Source organism: Novosphingobium mathurense, assembly GCF_900168325.1.
Classification (GTDB): Bacteria; Pseudomonadota; Alphaproteobacteria; order Sphingomonadales; family Sphingomonadaceae; genus Novosphingobium; species Novosphingobium mathurense.
In genome coordinates this window covers 38,583-58,285 of record NZ_FVZE01000012.1, presented here as the reverse complement: position 1 = coordinate 58,285, position 19,703 = coordinate 38,583, and the positions used below count along the sequence as shown (strand labels likewise).

Sequence of the window (19,703 nt, the reverse complement as noted above, 5' to 3'; positions counted from 1 at the left end):
ATCCAGGCAAACAAGATTGGTCGTAACGATCCTTGCCCCTGCGGATCGGGCAAGAAGTACAAGCGCTGCTGCGCAGCCTAGACGCCAAGCGTCAACGCCGGGTTCCGTCGGCGCTTACGTAAATACACCCATCATTCACCGCGCAGTGCAATGATTTTTCGCCGCACAAAATACGGCGAATGCGGGCGTGAATCACCGCATTCCAGCGAGCGATCTCATGGCCAGAATTCGCTTCGAACCTGTCCCCCACTGGCCGTATTTGGCCATTGCAGGTTCCGCGCAGGAACGACTTCCCCTGAAAAACCTGTCCATCTGTGAACGTGCGAACCACCGCACGTTCGCACCAATTGTCTCGTTGCGATACATCATTGGCATAGTTAAGATGTCATCGACCTTAGCCATAGGGCCGTCTGGTGCCGTTGGCTTGTAAAGAGGATTGACGAGCAAGCCGCGGACACTGACTCTCGATTGCCAGATGTTAATCGCATATGTCGTGGACGCGGCGGTACGTAACCGTACAGGGAGTTATTAATGCGTTCTGCAATCTGGCGTCTGTTTCATCTGCAACTGCGCACCGCAGTCAGCTAGTGGACCGAATAGGCGTTCCGAGAAATTTCCGAAACTTGGCCAGACGCCGAACGTCGGACGAAAAAGCCAGAAGATTTGCCAAACGCGGTGAATGCCGAAGCGTCCAGCGGCGCGCAGCTCATTTGTCAGGACGCGCAGCAGCCTCTTTTGGCCAAGGTCCGACTTTTATCGGCTCACGATCGCCCCAACGCCTTACGGCATATTGCAGCGCGCCATGTTCACCCCAAAACTGGAACAGAAGGCTGGATTTCTTACCATCCGCATCCGGGGTCAGCGAAACCTGCAGAAAACCGCCATCGGGGATCGGCTGTAGATAAGGCTGGCGTATTCTAGCATTGGGATCAGTGCCGCGCGGATCCCCCGGCGCAACGCCTGGTCGCGAGTTTTGTCCATTGATCGTCCCGCACGAAAACTCCTCAACCCCGGTAGGGTGAATGGAATGATATTTCCAATGCCGATCCCCATTCAAAATGAACGTCGACTTTTCGAGCCCATGATCCTTGAGGAAATTCAGGAACGCCTCGCCCTCGGCAAGAAAGCCGCTTTCGGAGACCTGGTTATCACTCTTGCGCGCATCGTCGGGACCAACCATTGGGCCGGGGCTAATGATGAGTTTGAAGTCGGCATCGCACTCCAAGAGCCCATCTTCCAGCCATTTGCGCTGACGCAGCCCCCAGATCGTTTTTTCGGGCGTGTTTGGAGCATCGTTCGGGGAGCGGTAGTCCCGGTTTTCGAGTAGCCAGATTTGCAGGTGGCGGTTAACCCGAACTGTACGATAAGTCGGCTGGTCGCCTTGAACCACCGGAACCTGCTCGAGGAACACCTGCTTGCCCTCCTCCGCAGTAGGAAGGCGCACGCCAGTATTGTCGGCATCGTCGTAGCGAAAGTCGTGATCATCCTTCATGAAAAAGGTCGGCACCGCCGCAAATGTTTCCTTCACCGAAGGAACCGCTAACTGCCGGTGCCATTTTTGGCGCATTTGCTCTACGTTGACTGCCCAGAATTGGCTGTCCCCGCTGGGATGATCGTAATAGACCGTATCCCCGGTCGCCAGAAGGAACGCAGGCGATACCTGCCGGATGAGATCCATCGCCGGATATCCGCGACGCCGCTCCTCCGGAGAGGGCGGATCTGCTCTGGGAATGGGATAGGGGGCCGGTTTGCCGATGCCGTAGAAGAGCTCGTAACTCAGACAGCTCATGACAACGAATGAGAGGGGTCCTGACGTATCCGCGGCAGGAAGCGTTGCGAAACTTCCCACGGCGCTTGGTCGGCTGGAACGCCCATCGCCGCTTCGGAACGCAACACGAAAGTAATATGTCGTGGCGGGCGTTAACCCCTCCACAAGCTGTTGCACGATGTAATCCCGTTCGCGTTCGGCGACCTTCCATTTAGTGGATTGCGCCTGCGCGAATGCCGGATTGTCAGAGAACTCGAAGCGAATCTCCCCGGCAAGACCCGGGCTATCCGACGCAAAATCGCCGGGCGTGGCCAGCGCGCTAGAAATGCGAGCCTGCAGGATAATCGAACTTGGTCCCGGTTCGCCGGACAACAGCGTTGCGTGGATGGTATCCGTCAAAGATCGCGCCCAACTGCTGCTTGGCAGAGCCGAAGACACCCCAACTGCTACAGCGCCAGCTCCGACCAGAAGCGAACGCCGGGTTGGGTTGATACCTCTTGTGGAAATGTGATCACTTGACATTAGACAATCCTTCTAGCGCTCACTCGGAGTTCATCGCCTCTCTCGTTCAACCGTGTCGCCCTGCACTTCGCCTCGCAAAGGATCGGCCCAATCTGCGATGCACTGCAGTGGTCCTGCCTGCCGTTGCTATCCAAATCCGCGCGACGGGCTGCAAGTGCAGGCAGTTTGCCAGGCTCGAAGAGCACAACGATAGTGCCAGAATACATACGTCGACCGTAAAGGAGGTAAAATGCCTCCTTTACGGTCGACCCGCGTTCGTTCAGCGCGTGCGCAGGCTCATACGCACACCGAAATACCGTTGCGCATCGCGCGGCAGCACCTGCGTCACGGTATTGCCAACGCTGTCACCCTGAGCGACCGCGAGCGAGGCCGCATAGGATTTGTCGAAGAGGTTGTTGACGAAGAGGCTTACGCGGTAGCGGCCCCCGTCACCGTCTTGGATGCCAATGCTTCCGTTGAGAATGCCGTAGCCATCCTGCCGCAACGCCGGATTACCGAGCAGGTCGAACTGCACGCTGCTTTGGTGGACCCAATCAGCTTGGATAAATCCGTCAAACGGCAGCCCCGGCAGAGTGGTTTCATAATTGCCGGAAACGGCATATTTAAACTTCGGGGCATTGGAGAGATTGCTACCCGAAAGATTCTGTGTGCCATTGACGCAGCCCTGCGCTGCCGTCTGACCGGTGTAGCAGCCTGCAGCCGGAAAGCTTATGATCTTCGCATCGGTGTAGGACGCCGACCCATCGATCCGGAGTCCCCGTACTGGCATGACCGCTACGTCGGCCTCGATGCCACGCGTCCGCAGCTTGCCGACGTTGTTGAGTTTGAACTCCAGACTGCCGTTCTCAAGCACTTTGGCGCTTTGCGCCTGAAAATCAACGTAGTCAGTCCAGAAACCGGTCAAGTTTACTTGCAACTTCCGGTTTAAGAAGGTGCCTTTCAGTCCAACTTCATATGCCTTCGAATGTTCAGGCCTTACGGGGTTGTCCAAAGCTTCTTGCGTGGCGCCCGTCCCAAGATCGTAGCCTTGGCCTTTGTAGCCGGTGGCATAGGACGCATAGACCATAACGTCTTGATTGAGGTCCTGACGGAGAGCGGCCTTATAGGTGATCTGGTCGTCGCTATTTTCACCGTTACATACACTGGTCAGACAACCAGAACTCGAAGGCGCTGTCGCGAAATAGCGTGCGTCGATATCTTCGCGGTTCCAGCGCGCGCCAATATCAACATGCGTGCTGCTCGACAGATCGTATGTGCCTTGGCCAAAAACCGAATAGCGCTTCGTTCCCGTTGCGCCAGTCCATTGTGATGCGCCAGGCCCCAGCGCCAACCGCTCGAACGTACGGTTGGAACGCCCATTGGCATAATAGAGCCCCAGCATGTAGGTGATAGGCCCGGAGCCATGCGATGTGAGGCGCATTTCCTCGGCGAACTCACGAGAATAAGTGGTACTGTTCTGAACGATGCCGCCAGTGCGGAAGGCAACAACAGGAAGATCGGTATAGTCGGCATCATCGTTCTGTTGGTTAAAGCGCCAACTCTGCCAACTAGTAATGGAAGACAGATTAGCAAAACCGAGGTCAAGCGTTGCGCGGGCGCTATAGATTTCCTGCCGACTGTCCAACTGCTGCTCGGAGTTCTGCCGCACCTGGAAGTTGTCCGGCCCGACATCGAGACCAGTAAGCGCTGGCGCAATAAGCGAACCGGGATTGATTCTCCCGATTGGGAAAATGCGCGCGTCGGGCGCAGCATAGCGCCATGTTCTAGTGGGGTTCGAAGTATCGCGCGAATAGGCCGCAGCCAGCGATATATCGAGCGTACTGGTCGGCTCCACATCGACGCGCAGACGCCCCCCTATCGTTTCGGAAGCACCGAGAGAATGGCCGGTAGTTAAATTGTCGATATAGCCTTCCTTGTTATTGTAGAAGGCACTGGCGCGCACCTTGAGCCACTCCGCTGGTCCGCCCGAGACGACACCCTCCAAGCGGAACTGATCATCGGATGTGTAAGATGAATTGAGAGCCGCACTCAATTCGCTGGTGGGCGCCTTTGTTGCGATGTTGATCACGCCCGCAGAAGCATTCTTTCCGAACAAGGTGCCTTGGGGACCGCGCAGAACCTCGACACGCTCAAGATCGCCCAACCCGTTAAAGGCTTGGGCTTGCTGCAGAAGCGCCACATCATCCACAACAATGGAAACAGCAGGCTCAATGCCGATGCCGAACGCGAAAGTGCCGATGCCACGTAGATTGATCGAGCTGTTCTGGGGGTTCTGCGATTGAGTGATCGTGAGCGCGGGAACCGCTCTCTGAACGTCCACGACATCTTTGATACCCCGGTCCTCGAGCGCGTCTGACGTAAGAGCGCTGACGGCCACAGGCACGTCCTGCAGTCGCTGCTCACGCTTTTGAGCGGTCACGACGATTTCTTCAATTCCATCCGCCTCAGAGGTGCTCACCATCGCATCTGAGGACCTTTGGTCCTGACCAAAGGCCTGACCGGAAACCGCGAGCGCCAAGACAGCTCCTGACGACATAAAACCTTTTATGTGCCGCATTTCTCCTCCTCCCATTCGACTATTGATATTACCAATGAGAACATATTGGCCAAACAACTCTAGAATGTCAATCTAGAATCTCTGGCACCAAGGCAGCTCCTTACGGCATTAAACCTCTCATACACGTCATCGCTCCGGCACGATGCAGACATTTGACAATGCCAATCTTGAGCTATTGGCCTTGCAATCTTCGTCTTTCAAATCAATCAACTGGAGGATTCCCGGCCGAGGCCAATGGATCGGGGTGCGAGACTGAAGCCTGATGGGAGGGCGCGGTACGGCTGTGTTGGAAAAATGAAAGAGAGGATTCCAGCCCTAAATCCAGGTTGTTAGTGGGTAGCGATGAGCAAGCCGGCCCCCGCAGTTCACTGTACGACGAACTGGAAATCGTTCTACGCGGCGCTGGCGAAGCGAGGTTCGCTTCACGTCTAGTTTGATCCTGGCATGCAGTGGCTGTCGGCAACGACCCGCCAGCGCAGGCGTCAACCCGTGTTTTCGCATCCCGCGATCCAGACCCAACTTCGCACATCAATGCCACCGGGGGGCGGTCACATCGTCAAAGCCGATTTCTACCGTAATAAGCTAGTCAATTCGTAGATTTTGGCACTCGATTGGTCAGACTGATTTGACATCGGGCTGCAACTTTGCAATCAAATCGTACTGCCGGTAGCCAAAGTGGCTCAGGAAAAGCTGCGGATTGATCAGAGGCGACTGGAAATTTGGTCTGACGATTTGCCGAGAATGTCGGGCTGCTTTTAAACTGTCAGCAGAGCCGGTCGCCTCGGAAATACATTGCCGCTGCAACAAGCAGCATGTGCACTAAGTGGCACTGGCCTTCGCCACTGGCTACCAAGCAAGCGCATGATGAAAATCTCTGAAGGATGAACAAAGGCATGACTTCCACCCGTCGCGATGCGATCAAGTATGGAGCATTCACTCTTACCGCTGTAGCGACGTCAACTGGCGCAACGTTTGCGTCCGAGCCCCGGAGGGGTGAGCTGCCCAACATTCTCTGGCTCGTCAGTGAGGATAACAACCCCTACATCGGAGCCTACGGTGATCAGCTCGCGCATACGCCCAACATCGATGCTTTGGCCAAGCGAGGTGTTCTCTATCGCAACGCCTACTCGGATGCACCGGTCTGCGCTCCTTCGCGATTTGCAATCCTTACCGGCGTCAATCCCGAAAGCTGCGCTCCGGCACAGCACATGCGCGCCGACGCAACACTGCCGAAAGCCTTCCGCACCTATCCTGAACTGATGCGTCAAGCAGGATACTTTTGCATCAATAACCCTAAGACCGATTACAATTGCGGCGTCGATCCGAAAGAAATTTGGGACGTCCAGGGTGTTGACGGGCATTGGCGAAATGCGCCCAAGGAAAAGCCTTTCCTGTGTGTCTTGAATACCGGCACCAGTCATGAACAGCACATGTGCCAGCGTGACGAAGGGCGGGTGAAGCCGGCGGACGTCCGCATCCCGGCGTTCCTGCCGAACAGCGATGTGATACGTCGCGACTATGCCGAATATTACAACATCATGGAGGCGATGGACCGCGAGATCGGCAACTGGCTCGCCCAGCTTGAGCACGATGGCCTCGCCGATGACACCATTGTCTTTTATTATGGCGACAATGGCGGGGTCCTGCCACGATCAAAACGCTATTGTTATGAGGAAGGGCTGCGCGTTCCTCTAATCGCCTACATCCCCCCCAAATGGCAGCATCTCGCGCCTGCCAAGCCCGGCAGCATGATCGAGGCGCCAGTCACCCTCATCGACCTTCCTGCAACGCTGCTGTCCATCGCCGGAGTGCCGCAACCGGCACAAATGACTGGCAAGCCTTTATTCGGGCGGCGCATAGGCAAGCCCGCGACATATGCTTTCGGCTTCCGCGACCGCATGGACGAGCGTTACGACCTCGTGCGTACTGTGACGGATGGTCGCTGGCGCTACATCCGCAACTATATGCCACACCGGGCTCTTGGCCAGCATGTGGGCTTCGAATGGGAAGTGCAGGCCTCCTATCGGGAGTGGCATGCCCTGCACCTCGCTGGAAAACTGACGGCGCAGCAAGATGCTTTCTTTCGGCCCAAGCCCTTCGAGGAACTCTACGATCTGCAGTCCGATCCAGATGAAGTCGCAAACCTCATCGATGACCCTCGCGCCAGACCCACCGCAAATCGCCTGCGCAACGCTGTCGATGCGCACATGCTGGTGATCAACGACAATGGGTTTTTGCCTGAAGGTTCTCCTGGCGAAGGCTATTTCGAAAGCCGAAACCGCGCGATCTACCCCTTGAGATCGTTGATGACGATTGCGGCAGCCGCGGGTCGACGGGATCCACGGAACGTCAATCGCTTTGTCAGATTGCTTGGCAGCCCGGTTCTGGCAATACGCTTTTGGGCGGCGCGAGGTCTTTTGATGCTGGGCGACAAGGCGCGGTCCGCCCAAGTCCGCCTCGAGCAAGTGCTGGCGCAGGATCCTTCGAACGAGGTGCGAATAGTTGCAGCTGAAGCGCTAGTCGGTCTGGGCAAGCCGGATGAAGCCGTTTCAGCCCTTGCGCGCCTCATCGATGACGGCAACAGCTGGCAGATCAAGATCCAGGCGCTCGATGCGCTTTCGAACATTGGCCTTGCCGCACTGCCGGCTCTGCCGGAAATTCGCAAGGTCGCCAATGCTCAACTGCGCCGCTTTGTTGACGTAGACTATCCCAAACGGATCGCGAGCTATCTGCTGGCAACACTCGAACGGTCTTACGATCCGACGAAGGAAGGTATCTCCGCGCAAGCCTGTGCAGCCAGTGGCAAGTCCGGTGCTAACTTCATGGGCCCGCCTGCGAGCGCAAATTGGACGAGTTGAGAGGGTCTAGAGCGGTTTTCGACCGTTCTAACAGGCTGCGGAAGAAGGCGCTTGCGCTGAGGTGCCATTACTGATTCCAGGATCGCGTAGCGTGATGTTGGTCGTGTCCCACGGCGATCATTTCCTCGAGGTCCCGAAGGCTCAAGGCGTAGGTCAGGTCCCAACGCACGCGCAGCAGGATAAGTTCACTCTGAAAATGCCGACCTTTGAACACCTTGGACCCACTCCAGCGGTACAAAACCTCGCACCCATAGCCAACCGGCGGCAAGTTTACGACAGAGCCCTCTTTGCATCGCAAGCAACTCAAATAGTGACATCTGCAGAGCAGTTTCGCCAATGGCAGCCATGCGTCAGGCGGATCAGTGCGCGAGGTCAGGCAGTAGCCCGCGCATAGCGTTCGCGCCTGGTCTGGGTAGCGCGGCGTGCCTCGGCCAGCGCACGCTCTTCGGTGGCGAAGAGGAGGCCTTCGAGCACGGCGGAGAGGTGGGCGCGCATGGCGGCGCGGGCGGCATTGGGGTCGCGCGCGCGCAGTGCATCAAGGATCGCGTTGTGTTCCTCGACCACCGGCTTGACGTTGGCGTGACGCGCCTTCTCGTGCAGGAGCGCTGCCTCGGGCGAAGTGCCGCGCAGGTCCCACAACTGCGCCACGGTGTTGTACACCGCAACATTGCGCGTTGCCTTGGCGACGGCAAGGTGGAACTCCCTGTCGGCCGTCTCGGTGCCGTTGGGGCTCTGGTTCTCCTCGGCGATTTTCTGGACCAGAATCGCAATCTCAGCCAGGTCTTCGTCAGTCATCTGCGTCGCCGCCAGCGCCGCCGCCTCGCCCTCGAACAGCAGCCGTGCCTCGGTCAGCTCGAAGGCGGTGACGTTGAAGCCGGGACGGTCGTTCTCGCTGGGAAGCCGCTTCACGTAGGCGCCGGATCCGATTTTTACTTCGACCAGACCTTGCACTTCCAGCGCAATGATCGCCTCGCGCACGGTAGGACGACTGACTTCGAATCGGATTGCAAGGTCACGCTCGGCTGGCAGGCGGCTGCCCACCTGATAGCGGCCGCATGCCAGTTCATCGAGCAGCGAGCGGGCGAGATTCTGGTAGAGCCGATCGTGTAATTTGCCTGTTGCCATGAGCACTTTCTGGTAAAACCAATTCAGAACTTCTTAGACCGAAATTGGTCATTCAATCGGTAATGCCACAATTGGCCTGTCCTTGGCGAGTGAAACCTCCTTGAAAATCACCGTCACCCGCGTCATCGTTACCTGCCCGGAGCCGCAATTTCGTGCCACTCAAGATCGAAACCGATCAAAGCGTCCACGGTTCCTGCGATGGCACCCACAACGGGCACAAGCTCTCGGTCTTTGCCTATCTCGAGGAGCACGTCATTCCCTGCATCATCGACATGGACCTGCGCCCTGACGGGATCATGGTCTATGGCCATGCCCAATGGCGCCGTTTCTTCGTGCGAATGGCACGATTTCTTCGAGCCCGCCGACGCGGAGCAAACGGTGACCTTCGCAAGCCCAAGCGAAGCTAGGATCGCCTGGGCGTTTGCCTGGCAGCATTCAGCGCCACTGCTTCCCTGACCAGCGTCTTGAATGCCGAGCCGTCGACCGCCTCACCTTCGTGCAAGTCGATGGCCCGGCGAGTTGCGCCGTTGAATCCGGCATTGAACAATCCGGCAGGATCTTCCAGCGCCGCGCCCCGCGCGAAGGTCAGCTTGACGTAATTCTTGTAAACTTCGCCTGTGCAGATCAGCCCGAAATGTTCCCAGGTCGGCACACCCGAAGGGTTCGTTGGCTTGATCCACTTTACGACTTCGATCACCTCAGGATCGGCCTCATGGATCAGTTTACGAACCTGTGCCAACGTTTCGCCTCGCCAGTCACGCAGGCCGGCGAGTTTCGCGTCGATCATCGCAGATGCGCAAGCCCGGTCGCTCATGCACCCTTCTCGATAATCTTCCAACCGTTCCCGGAAGGATCACGGAAGTTTGCGTCCACGTTGCCGTAGCGCGCGATCGGCTCCTGAGTGAACTCCACGCCCCGCTCGCGCAGCCGCGCGTAGGTCGCGAAGCAGTCATCGACCGCCATGACCAGAGGCGGCATCGCGCCTTTGGCCACAAGTTCGTTCAGCGCCTGAACAGTGACGGCATCGTGCATTGGCGCCTGCGGCCGAAACAGGCCAAGTTGGAACGACGGCTGCTTCGGATGCTGCACGGTAAGCCAGCGATAGTCGCCGTTGCGCTGATCGGTGTGGACGCGAAAATCAAGCTTGCCGACGTAGAATTCGTGGGCCTCGTCCTGATCCCGCACGTACAGACCGACGACCTGGATTGCTTCACTCATGGGACCTCCATGGCTTGGGTTCCCACTCACTTATAGCAGCGGTTGCGACGACGCTTCTCCGAAACTGCTATGGTCAGGTCGGGCCGGTGGGCCGCACTAAGATAGCAAGGTGGCACCTGACCCATTTCCTGCGCCACCCTCCTTTCGCGAGTACGGAACATACCGGGACTTTCCCCCGTAACGTCGTGGAAGGTGCGCCCGAAAGTGCCAAGACTGTTCCAACCGCTTTCGAAAGCAATATCGGTGATCGCAAGCTCGGTATCGCGCAGCAACGCCTTGGCACGCTCAATTCTGCGAGTCAGGAGGTAACGGTGCGGCGGTATGCCAAATGCCTTGCGGAACGCGCGCGCAAAATGGGCCTCCGACACACCGCTGACCTTGGCAAGCCGCTCGACCGGCCATGCCTCATGCGAAGAAGCGTCCATGCGGTCCTTGGCGCGCAGAAGGCGACGCACAAGGAGCGGACATTGCCCATTGGCGGTCTGAGTTTCGCCATGAAACAGGAGAACGAGGTCGTCGGTCACAATCTGCTTGTTTCTAGCCCGAATAGCTGAATGTTGCCAACCGAGGGACAGCAGTATGTCGCGCACGGCCGACTTGGCCAGCCCTTGCCGGCCCCTTGCCTGCACGGGTCGAGGCAAGAGCCTTGGTCCCCTCGCCCCGGCTCCTTCAGTGAAACGGCTCCCCGAGCTGCTATTGTGCTCCACTCTTCGCAATCGCATCAGCGATCATCGCTGCCAAGGCCGCTTCGGCACGCTCTCGCGCCAGAGCATCACTGCCTGCAATATCCTTGCGAATCCATTCGGGTGCCCGCTCGACAACGTTGGGAATGATCTCACTGAGTTGGCTCATAGTCGGTGCCATTGCAGGTCATGGCCAATCACTCAAGGATGAAAGGGACATCCGAAACGAGCCCGTTGCCCTGCCATCAAACCAACATGTCTCGGCGTCGAAGCGCGGCCGACACATCGGCATCGAGGACGCACACGAGATTGCGCGAGCCACCGCGATTAGCGTGATTGGTGCGGTAGCCCTCGTAGTAGCGCGCCACGTACCCTGCCCTCTCGAGTTCGGTCACCACGCGACTGAAGTTGTCGGCTCCGGTCACGCGCACATGTTCCTCGACCGCGGCATCGACAATCCGTTGCGCTTCAAACAGGTCATCGGGCAACTTGTCGGCCAACTCTTCGCGCAGGCGCTGCTCGATCTTCTTGCGCCGCTTGCTGCGACCGGAAAGCCGCGAGAGCCTCTTGCCCACCCACGCGCGCAGCGGAAGCACCTCGGTCTCGTCCTCGACGAAAGGCCCGATCTTCGAACCGGGACCTGCCTGCTCTGCCAGGAGATTGAGAACAGCGAAGGCATAGCGCGGACGACTGGACACTTCGGACAAACGATCAAGGATCTGCCCGACGTTGGTTGCAGTCTTGCCCATGGGTAACGGCTCTTCCTGATCCTTGTTCGCTTCTGTTCTCACTATGCCAGAATCTGATGATTCTGACTAGAGGAACAAGACAAATAGGAAATGAATCCATGGCCTTAGAAGCAATATCTGTCGTTTTGACAGTTTGTCCGAAGCGCAATCGGGCGCGCCTGATGTTCCTGTAATGATCGGGAAATGTTCAGAGTATGCTGCAAGTCACTGAAAAGGAATCACTTCGCACACCGACGGCCAGTGCCGCTCCGGGCAAACTGTCATTGCGACAGCTCCTGCATATGGAGACGGTGTCGCAAGATGGCCGGGGAAAGCTGGGTGATGCTTACCCGCTACCGAGGCCATCCGGGCGGACGACTGCTCCTGCGACCCCGGGCGCACCTTCCTTGCAAGTGCGCCTCAGAAGGCAACGCTGAGTGAAGCACGGGCGGACAGGTCAGTGGTATCCGAGGTCTGTTCCATCCGCGTCGCGATCTGCCAGGTGAAGTCGTAGCCGCCGGCCAGCATGCGCAACTCGCCGATCCAGGCACCCTGCAGGTCATCGGGCGTGATCGTGAAGGCATCGCCCAAATCGTAACTGTCACCGCCGCTGAAGTATGCGGTGGTCTTGCCATAGCTGCCTGCAAGGACCTCGCGACGGCCACCCTCGAACTGAAACGTCAGCGGGCGCCAGTCCGGCGATATGGGTCCGAGGCTGTAGGAAGCCGTCACCGTGGGCGTCACCGTCGTCGACCTGCTCGTGCGGTCGGCCACCGTGAGTGCCATGGCATCGCTGTCCGCGGATTCCGTGTAGCCATTCTCCTTTAGCCAGAACTGTTGCAGCTCGACTTTCGGCTTCAGGCTGAACCGGCGCGAAAATTCCTTCTTCCATGAAGCCCCGGCCATGCCGGACAGCAGCCACCCTTTCCATTTCGCATCGGCTTCGTAGGTGAAGTCGTCATCGTCGATGGTGCCGGTGAAGGTCCGCGTCGAATCGACCGAGATGCGCGAGGCGCCGAGGCGGGCCCAGGCCATCAACGGCCCTTTCTGTGTCCGCCAGAAGAGGCCGAGGTCGTGCTGGCCGATATTGAGATCGCCGGTCTCCGCCTTGTTCTCGACCGAGCCGTGCAACCAGGCATAGGACGCACCGAAGTAACCGAGAGAGGTGAGCCGCTCGAAACCGGCGGAAAGCCCCCACCCACTGGCGTCGTAACCGGCGGTTCCAGCCTTGTCCTTGGTCGACTTCCAGTAGATTGGCTCGAACCAGCCATCGACTTCGCTGATATCGAAGGTCGATGCATCATCGCCGATGTGCCGGGAAGCCAGGCGCGTGCCGCGCGTCACCGCATCGAACACACCCCCCGACCAGTCGGGCAGCAGACCGTCGACCTGCGACTGCAGGGTATCTCCGTCTTCGATCTGCAACAGGCTCTGTGTCAGGTAGTCATCGTTCTCGGCCGCCTGATATACGGCATCCCAGGCCGCTCCCCCCGCACTGTCGAGTCCCAATTCGGCGACGGACTTGCGTGAGATCGACAAGGTGATGCTGTTGTCATCTGCCGAGACGGCACCGTCATAGATGAACGGCAGATCACTTATGGCGGCGCCCAGCGTGCCTTCGATGTCAAGGTTGTCGGCCGTCAGCACGGTGTAGTCGCCTTCTGCAGTCGCCAGGTCGCTTACCGTAGCAGTCACGCTGGCGCCATCCTCGAAAATGGCGCTGTTGACCACGAAGAGCGAACTTTCGTCGCCGTCTACATAGACACCAAGCGTACCATCTGCTGCGACATAGAGGCTGTCGAAACTCGAGGTTTCGGTGTCGTTCGCAGTCAGGATGCCGCCGTTGACAGTGACTGCCAGATTCTCCGCACTGGTGAAGAGCCCGGAATAGACTGCCGAATCGTTGATCGTGAGCGTTGCGCCTTTGCCGGCGAAATCCATTGTCCCGTCGAAGCTGGACTCGCCCGAAAGGGTAGCCGTCGCCGTACCGCTACCGAACCATACGTCGCCGGTGTAGGCAGTGTTGCCGGACAGCTCGAGCGTGTCGTCGCCCGCATTGAAATAGGTATCGCCGATGATCGCACCGGAGGACGCAGTGATCAGATCGTCGCCCGCCCCGGTATAGATGTCTCCGTAGATCCGGGTATAGATCGTGGGGTCTTCCTCCTCATAATCCTCGACGTACTCGGCGCTCGTCTCGGCATCCTCGTCATTGAGGTACTGACTGATGGTGACGCCACTGGTGTTGGCGGAAAGGTCGACGGCAACACGCGTGTCGGTGCTGGAACCGCCTGCCGTGATGAAGCCGGTGTTCTCGATCGTCGTCAGCGTGCCCGAAAGGTCACGGATCGCCGTGGTCACGCCTTCGCCGGGCGAGGACAGCGTCGCGGTGATCGTACCGCTGTTATAAAGCGAACCGACATCGCTGCCCTCGTTGATCAGCAGCGCTGTGGCGCTCGAATCGTAACTGGTCGCCTTAAGGGTGCCGGTTACGCCAATCCCGTCGGTTAGGGTGACGTCGCCGCCCTCCCCGCCAATGACGAGCCCGAAGGCATCGGTATTGCTGTAGTAGGAATTGGCGGTAACCGTGCCGTCGATCGCAATCGAGTAAGTGCCCGAATTGCTCGAGACACTGCCGATGGTGATATCCTCGGCGCCGCCGATCCGGATTGCCGGGCCATTGCCGTAGGACACGACTGCGCCGGTGCCTTCTTCGTCATCGTCGACGCCGTCATTGTCTTCGTCGTCGTTGTCGTCATCGGTGTCCGTGGGCGGAGCGGCGATGTAGATGCCGCCATCGACATTGCCCGTAATCGAGACCGCGGGCGTTCCCGAACGCAAGTCAGCCCGCGAGAGATAGACCGAATCGCCCTCATCGTTGGTGTAGGTATACTTCTGAGCCACAGTCCCCTGCACGGTAACCGTCCCGGTTACGTCTCCGTTGACGGCCAGCGCAGTTGCACCGTCGCCCACGACATAGACGGTGCCTTCGACGGTGACGTTGCCTACGACGTCCTGAGTGGAAATGCCGGTCGAATTGTCGCCGATGACAGAGATCGAGCCGGTGTTCGTAATGTCTCCGGTGTAGGTCCCGTCGACACGGATGCCGCTCGAGTCCAGGCCCTCTACCTTGATATAGCCTTCATTGGTGATCGTCCCCGACGCGCCGTCCGCTGCGTGGATGCCGTAACGATCGCTGGCCTCGGCAATCGCGCCGTCGGCGATGCTGTTGTCGTCATCGTCCTCCGCGATGAAGTCCTCGAGCACATAGATGGACGCATCTTCGCCAACATAGACGTCGGACGAAGTCCCTGACCTGACGGAGATGGCACTGGCGCCGTCGGCATCGCCCAGTTCGATACCGCCTTCGAGATCGACGGCGTTGTCGCTGTCCACGGTAATCGCAGTGCCACTTGCCAGGGTAATGGTGCCATCTTCGGTCACCGTCACGTCGCCGGCGCCAGAGGTCGCAAGGGCGCTGGTCGTGTCGGTCTTGATCGTGGTGGCGGCCATCGCGGGTTGACTGCACAACGCCAGGACCAGCGCACCAAGGCTGGTGGAATTCTTCAGGGATGACATGGAATTGGGTCTCTTGTCGAAAAGGATGATTGCGCGAGAGGCTGCCCCTCCCGCGATCGGGAGGAGATTAGACGGCAATCCCGATCACGTTGGTGCCTGAGTAGCCGGCCGTCACGCTGCCCGAGAGCGATGGCGTCATCTGAGCCAACTGGGCCGAGGAATTGTCCCCGAACACATTGTCGGAAGAGAGCGAGATCGCGTTGTAGTTAGCGATGCTGGAGGTGTAGCGCGTGTCGCCGGAAAAGACCGCGGTGTTATTGGCAGCCGGCATGGCGATCTGCGAAATAAGGTCGGCAGTCCTGCCGGTGCTCGCCGAAGTCAGACCATCGAGGAACACCTCGAAATGGATGTGCGGCCAGCGACCCGAGTAGCACGCAGGATAGATCGTTGTGAAAGTGACCTTGCCATCGGAGTCGGTAACCTGGACACCGCGCAGATAGCTCTCGGTGGTCACCACGCTCGAATAGAGTGAATAGCGCCCATCGGCATCGCAATGCCAGATGTAGATGGCCGCACCTTCAATCGGGGCGCATCCGGTGTTCACATCCACCAGCTGAAGCTCGAGATCGAGCTGGACACCATCGGCGGTCGTCGTCGAGCCGATGAAACTCGATCTGATATCCGAGCGCTCGATCCCGCTCGACTGCAAAACGTTCGAGGTCGATCCACCGGAGGTGTTCGTACCGTCCGCCGGATAAGGACCATTGGTCTCGGTAGGATCGGCCACGCAGCTCGAAGCGGTGCTGCCGTTCGAAGACGAAGTCGAAGAGGAACTGGACGACGAACTCGACGAAGATGTCGATGTGCCCGTGGTCGAACTGGAGGAGCTGTCATCGCTCCCACCGCAGGCGGCCACGAGGGTGGCAGTCCCTGCACTTGCCAGGAAGCCCAGCGCACGGCGGCGCCCGATCAGTTGCCTGCGGATGACTTCGAGGTCTTCCGCCAATCCATGCCCATGCTGCTCCAAACAAACCTCCATCGTGCTTCTTGCGCGCCCATCCGCTCATGACCGGAACGGGGCGTCGCAAATGCATCTGGACAGTGGCGGTTGCCCTGAGATTTCAGCGAGATTTCAGGCGAATTTCGCAAGGTTGCCGCACCCCGTCAGAGGTCGCGCGCAGCCAGCAGTCAGCTCAAGCGTTAGCAGAAACCGGCGGGACGAAGAGATACCCCTCGTTGCGCACGGTACGGATGATCTCCGAACCGCCGTCGCCATCGGATATCTTGCGGCGCAGGCGGCTGAGCTGCACGTCGATGGCCCGGTCGTAGTGATCGCTGTCCTCTCCGCGCGACCAGTCGAGCAACTGGTCGCGGGTAAGAACCCGGCGCGGATGCTCTGCAAAGGCCCTCAGCAGGCGGAACTCCCCGTCGGAAAGCGAAATGAGCTTTCCGACGGGATCGAACAGCAGCCGCAGGCCCAGGTCCATGCGCCAACCGGCGAAGAACAGGCAGTCTCCCGAACTGGCATCGCCCTCGTCCGCAGCGGCTTCACCGACCGGACCTACAGCCACGCGGCGGCGCAGGACGGTGCGGATACGCGCCAACAGTTCTCGCGGATTGCAGGGCTTGGCGAGGTAGTCGTCCGCGCCCATCTCCAGCCCGACGATGCGATCGACATCGCTGCCCACCGCGCTGAGCATGATCACCGGCGGCGCGTCGGCGCCGAGGTTGCGCAAGGCGGTAAGGCCGTCCTCGCGCGGCATCATCACATCGAGGACGATGAGGTCGATGCTCTCGCGCGCGAGGATTTCACGCATCTCCGCCGGCTCACCGGCCGTTATCGTGTCATAGCCGTGCTTGGCGAGAAAATCGCCGATCAACGAACGGATGCCCTCGTCGTCATCAACGATGAGGATACGGGTCTGAAGGTCCATCGCAGGTTGTTCTAGGATCATCCCGAGGGATTAGAAAGCCTGTGTTCCCCCTGAATTTCAGTGATGGTTACAGGTTGCGACAGCCCTGAAACACCGTTGCAAATTCGCTGAAATCCGAGCGCAAACTGGCTCACCCACTTATCCGGCATGAAAGGTTCACCCAGCCAATGGTCGTTTCAGGCAGGTGACTTCGCTCTCCATTCGGCGTCCCCCGTCGTGCCCGATGCGAAGTCGTTTACGCCCGGAATGATCGGCGACGCCGACCAGCGCACCACCGCCAAGGTGCCGGACGGTGCCGGGACCGTCGAACATGCAGGTCATTCAGTCGCACCCGCCCTGCAATTCGACGGTCCCGGAACTATAATATTTCAGTTGTACTTGCCGCCGCGGCAATACTTTTACGCGCGACATCATCGCTCGGGCAGATTCGTTCTAAACCGGGCCTTGCGGGTCCTTGCCCGCGAGACATGTCATTCACGAGGTGACCGTTCCCGTCACCCAACCTGCCGCAAGGCAGGCGCAGCGACGGGAACGCGGAACGGGAACGGAAGGGAAGTGTCCCTCTCTCCCGGTCCCGTTCCGCAATCCAGTTTACCCCATCGCCTTGCCGCAGGCATCGCGCCTCGAAATTGTCCGATTGGCGTGGCAATGGCCGCTCCATGACCCCTCCCAGCCTACCGCGCCGGTTCGGCCTGCCCCTGGCGATGCAGATGATCGCCATCATCGTGTGCGCCCTGATCGGCGCGCAGCTCGTGACGCTAGCGCTCACGGTCATCCTGCCGCCAAGTCCCACAGCGCGCTGGGACCTCGTTGAAGTGGCCGCGGCGCTCACCGGCAAGGACGCCGGCGAACGGCTTGAACGCAAGAGCATGGACGGTCCGCCCGACGTTTCGGGACAGGGCTGGCTCGTATCCGAATCCTCACGCCAAGCCCTTGCACGACGTTTGGGGCGCCAGCCCGGAGACGTCGTACTCGCCTTCTACACCCAATTGCCGGTCGGCGGCGTGGCCGTGCCTCCCGATGCCCACTCACCGCTGGCAGTTGTGCAATCGGCGCAGAGCAGCATCTTTCCCGGCCTTCTGATCGAAGAGGCACAGGCCCAGTCGATCCCCGGCGGCCCCCCACCGGGCGGCGCTCCTTCGGCAGGCGGCATGCCCGGCGGTGGCTTTCCCGGCGGAATGCCGCCAGGAGGTTCCATTCCTCATGGCCCCGCCATGCCCGCTGGCTCACCGCCGCGCCTTCCCTCACCCCCCGCGGGAAGCACAGCATCGGGCAGCATCCAGGGCCTTCCAGGAGGAGCGCTGCCCAGAAACGGCGCCGTGGGAAGCAGCCCCGGCCCTGCTTCGGGACCAGTGCAAATCCCATCCGGCCCGGGCGGCGGCGCTGCTACCGGCTCTGCCGGACAGGGCAATCGCCCCAGTCAGCCCCCGAGCGGTCAATTCCCGGCAAGTCAGCCCACGACAAGCCAACCAGCACCCCGCATGTTGGTACCAGGCGGAATGAAGGGCCCAATCACCCCGGCAGGCAACGCTTTGCCCGCGGTCACCGCCATTCCACGCAGCAGCACCCCGAAAGTCGCTGTCCAGCCAACACCAAAACCGACTGCGGCGCCCGATACCAGCCTACTTGCGCCACGCGCAGAGCCGGGCCTGGCCCCTGCAGTGCCCAGCCCACTTGCCACCGCGCCGACTGTCGATCTCGCAAGTCGAGTGCCTTCGCAGCGGCAGCAGCACACACCCGGCACCGCTACGGCCGAACCGCAGCCGATCCCTTTCCGGCGCACCCGCAGTTCGCTGTTTGATGCCGCATCGCCGCCGTTCATCGAGGGGGACTTCGTGGCGGCCGCGCGCCAGCCTGACGGACACTGGCTTGCCGTTGCACCGCGCGCCGAGCCGTTCCCGAACAGCTGGCAGAAGCGGGTCACGCTCTGGTTCCTGCTTTCGCTCGCGATCGTCAGCCCGCTCGCCTGGCTCTTCGCGCGGCGCATCGTCGATCCCCTACGCGATTTCGCCAAGGCCGCCGAACAACTGGGCCGCGACCCTTCCGCTACGATCCTGCCCCTCTCGGGTCCGGCCGAAATCGGCCGCGCCGCCAATGCGTTCAATCAGATGCGTTACCGCCTGCGCGCGTTCGTCGACGACAGGACCGCCATGGTCGGCGCGATCAGCCACGACTTGCGCACGCCGCTCACCCGCCTGCGTTTCCGTATCGAGGACGTCGCGGACGAACAGCGCGAAGGCTTGCTCAAGGAAGTCACCGAGATGGAGCAGATGATCAGCCAGGTCATCACCTTCATCCGCGACGCCTCGACCCCTGGCCCGCGCGAACATCTCGACTTTGCCGAACTGATCGCCGGCAGCGTCGCCGATGCCCAGCTCGTGGGCGGCGATGTGGAAATCGAGCAGAACGCCCATATCCCGGTCGAGATTGACCCGGTCGGCATGAGGCGACTGCTGGGCAACCTGCTGGAGAACGCGGTGAAGTACGGCGAACGCGCGCGCGTGCGGGTTCGTCTCTCCGGCGACGAGGCCATTGCCGAAATCGTCGACACCGGCCCGGGCATTCCCGAGGACGAGTTCGACCGTGCTTTCGAGCCCTTTTACCGCAGCGAAGCGGCCCGCAAGTCCGGCCGCACCGGCAGCGGCCTCGGCCTTGCCGTATGCCGCTCCATCGCCCGAGCCCATGGTGGCGACGTCAGTTTCGCGCATGGGGCCGACGGTTTCACCGCCCGCGTATCCGTGCCGGTGGCCGCCAATCCCGTTCTTCGCAAGGCAGCCTGATCATTCGCAAG

Annotated in this window: 15 protein-coding genes and 2 pseudogenes; 5 read left to right on the top strand and 12 right to left on the bottom strand. The window is 59.9% G+C overall.

The window, feature by feature from the left end; translation table 11 throughout:
• Entirely contained in the window at positions 1 to 81 is an 81-nt protein-coding gene (locus B5483_RS23790) for an SEC-C metal-binding domain-containing protein (RefSeq protein WP_217698235.1), read from the top strand.
• Positions 82 to 706: 625 nt separating this feature from the next.
• Here the strand turns inward: B5483_RS23790 and B5483_RS20860 are convergent.
• Both B5483_RS20860 and B5483_RS20855 read right to left on the bottom strand, forming a co-directional pair.
• Positions 707 to 2,167, bottom strand: a complete 1,461-nt coding sequence (locus B5483_RS20860; RefSeq protein ID WP_176168152.1) for an alkaline phosphatase D family protein — start codon at positions 2,165 to 2,167, stop codon at positions 707 to 709.
• A 382-nt stretch (positions 2,168 to 2,549) separates the two neighbouring features.
• Entirely contained in the window at positions 2,550 to 4,847 is a 2,298-nt protein-coding gene (locus B5483_RS20855) for a TonB-dependent receptor (RefSeq protein WP_079731836.1), read from the bottom strand.
• Between the two features lie 342 nt (positions 4,848 to 5,189).
• On the opposite strand from B5483_RS20855, the pseudogene B5483_RS23600 reads away from it, so the two are divergent.
• A pseudogene (locus B5483_RS23600) lies at positions 5,190 to 5,369 on the top strand (IS5/IS1182 family transposase); the annotation flags it as partial.
• A gap of 371 nt (positions 5,370 to 5,740) precedes the next feature.
• Positions 5,741 to 7,705 (top strand): sulfatase-like hydrolase/transferase, encoded by a 1,965-nt coding sequence (locus B5483_RS20850; RefSeq protein ID WP_079731850.1) that lies wholly within the window; start codon positions 5,741 to 5,743, stop codon positions 7,703 to 7,705.
• Between the two features lie 112 nt (positions 7,706 to 7,817).
• Here B5483_RS20850 and B5483_RS23000 read toward each other — a convergent pair.
• Positions 7,818 to 7,943, bottom strand: a pseudogene (locus B5483_RS23000) (IS6 family transposase); the annotation flags it as partial.
• A gap of 134 nt (positions 7,944 to 8,077) precedes the next feature.
• A complete protein-coding gene (locus B5483_RS20845; RefSeq protein ID WP_079731849.1) occupies positions 8,078 to 8,830 on the bottom strand; it encodes a FadR/GntR family transcriptional regulator in 753 nt (250 codons plus the stop codon).
• Positions 8,831 to 8,982: 152 nt separating this feature from the next.
• Here B5483_RS20845 and B5483_RS23725 point away from each other — a divergent pair, with 152 nt between their 5' ends.
• Positions 8,983 to 9,237, top strand: a complete 255-nt coding sequence (locus tag B5483_RS23725; RefSeq protein WP_079731835.1) for a hypothetical protein — start codon at positions 8,983 to 8,985, stop codon at positions 9,235 to 9,237.
• Here the strand turns inward: B5483_RS23725 and B5483_RS20835 are convergent.
• From B5483_RS20835 to B5483_RS20805, 8 genes are all read right to left on the bottom strand, one after another.
• A complete protein-coding gene (locus B5483_RS20835) occupies positions 9,234 to 9,644 on the bottom strand; it encodes a DUF1801 domain-containing protein (RefSeq protein WP_079731834.1) in 411 nt (136 codons plus the stop codon). The two genes, B5483_RS23725 and B5483_RS20835, sit on opposite strands and share 4 nt — an antisense overlap.
• Complete coding sequence (locus B5483_RS20830) at positions 9,641 to 10,048, bottom strand: VOC family protein (RefSeq protein WP_079731833.1); 408 nt, start codon at positions 10,046 to 10,048, stop codon at positions 9,641 to 9,643. The genes B5483_RS20835 and B5483_RS20830 overlap by 4 nt, the downstream gene beginning before the upstream one ends.
• 26 nt (positions 10,049 to 10,074) lie before the next feature.
• Positions 10,075 to 10,638 carry a helix-turn-helix transcriptional regulator gene (locus B5483_RS20825; RefSeq protein WP_245829486.1) on the bottom strand — a complete coding sequence of 188 codons (564 nt, stop codon included), beginning with the start codon at positions 10,636 to 10,638 and terminating at the stop codon, positions 10,075 to 10,077.
• A gap of 103 nt (positions 10,639 to 10,741) precedes the next feature.
• On the bottom strand, positions 10,742 to 10,900 hold the full coding sequence (locus B5483_RS23305; RefSeq protein ID WP_176168151.1) for a hypothetical protein: 159 nt from the start codon (positions 10,898 to 10,900) through the stop codon (positions 10,742 to 10,744).
• Between the two features lie 76 nt (positions 10,901 to 10,976).
• Positions 10,977 to 11,480 carry a hypothetical protein gene (locus B5483_RS20820; RefSeq protein ID WP_079731832.1) on the bottom strand — a complete coding sequence of 168 codons (504 nt, stop codon included), beginning with the start codon at positions 11,478 to 11,480 and terminating at the stop codon, positions 10,977 to 10,979.
• A 399-nt stretch (positions 11,481 to 11,879) separates the two neighbouring features.
• Entirely contained in the window at positions 11,880 to 15,038 is a 3,159-nt protein-coding gene (locus B5483_RS20815) for an autotransporter outer membrane beta-barrel domain-containing protein (protein WP_079731831.1), read from the bottom strand.
• A gap of 67 nt (positions 15,039 to 15,105) precedes the next feature.
• The gene (locus tag B5483_RS20810) at positions 15,106 to 15,984 is read right to left on the bottom strand and encodes an intradiol ring-cleavage dioxygenase (protein WP_342743701.1); all 879 of its coding nucleotides are present in this window, start codon (positions 15,982 to 15,984) and stop codon (positions 15,106 to 15,108) included.
• 187 nt (positions 15,985 to 16,171) lie between these two features.
• The gene (locus tag B5483_RS20805) at positions 16,172 to 16,912 is read right to left on the bottom strand and encodes a response regulator (RefSeq protein ID WP_079731829.1); all 741 of its coding nucleotides are present in this window, start codon (positions 16,910 to 16,912) and stop codon (positions 16,172 to 16,174) included.
• 659 nt (positions 16,913 to 17,571) lie between these two features.
• On the opposite strand from B5483_RS20805, the gene B5483_RS23720 reads away from it, so the two are divergent.
• Positions 17,572 to 19,692 (top strand): ATP-binding protein, encoded by a 2,121-nt coding sequence (locus B5483_RS23720; RefSeq protein ID WP_079731828.1) that lies wholly within the window; start codon positions 17,572 to 17,574, stop codon positions 19,690 to 19,692.
• Positions 19,693 to 19,703 lie beyond the last annotated feature (11 nt).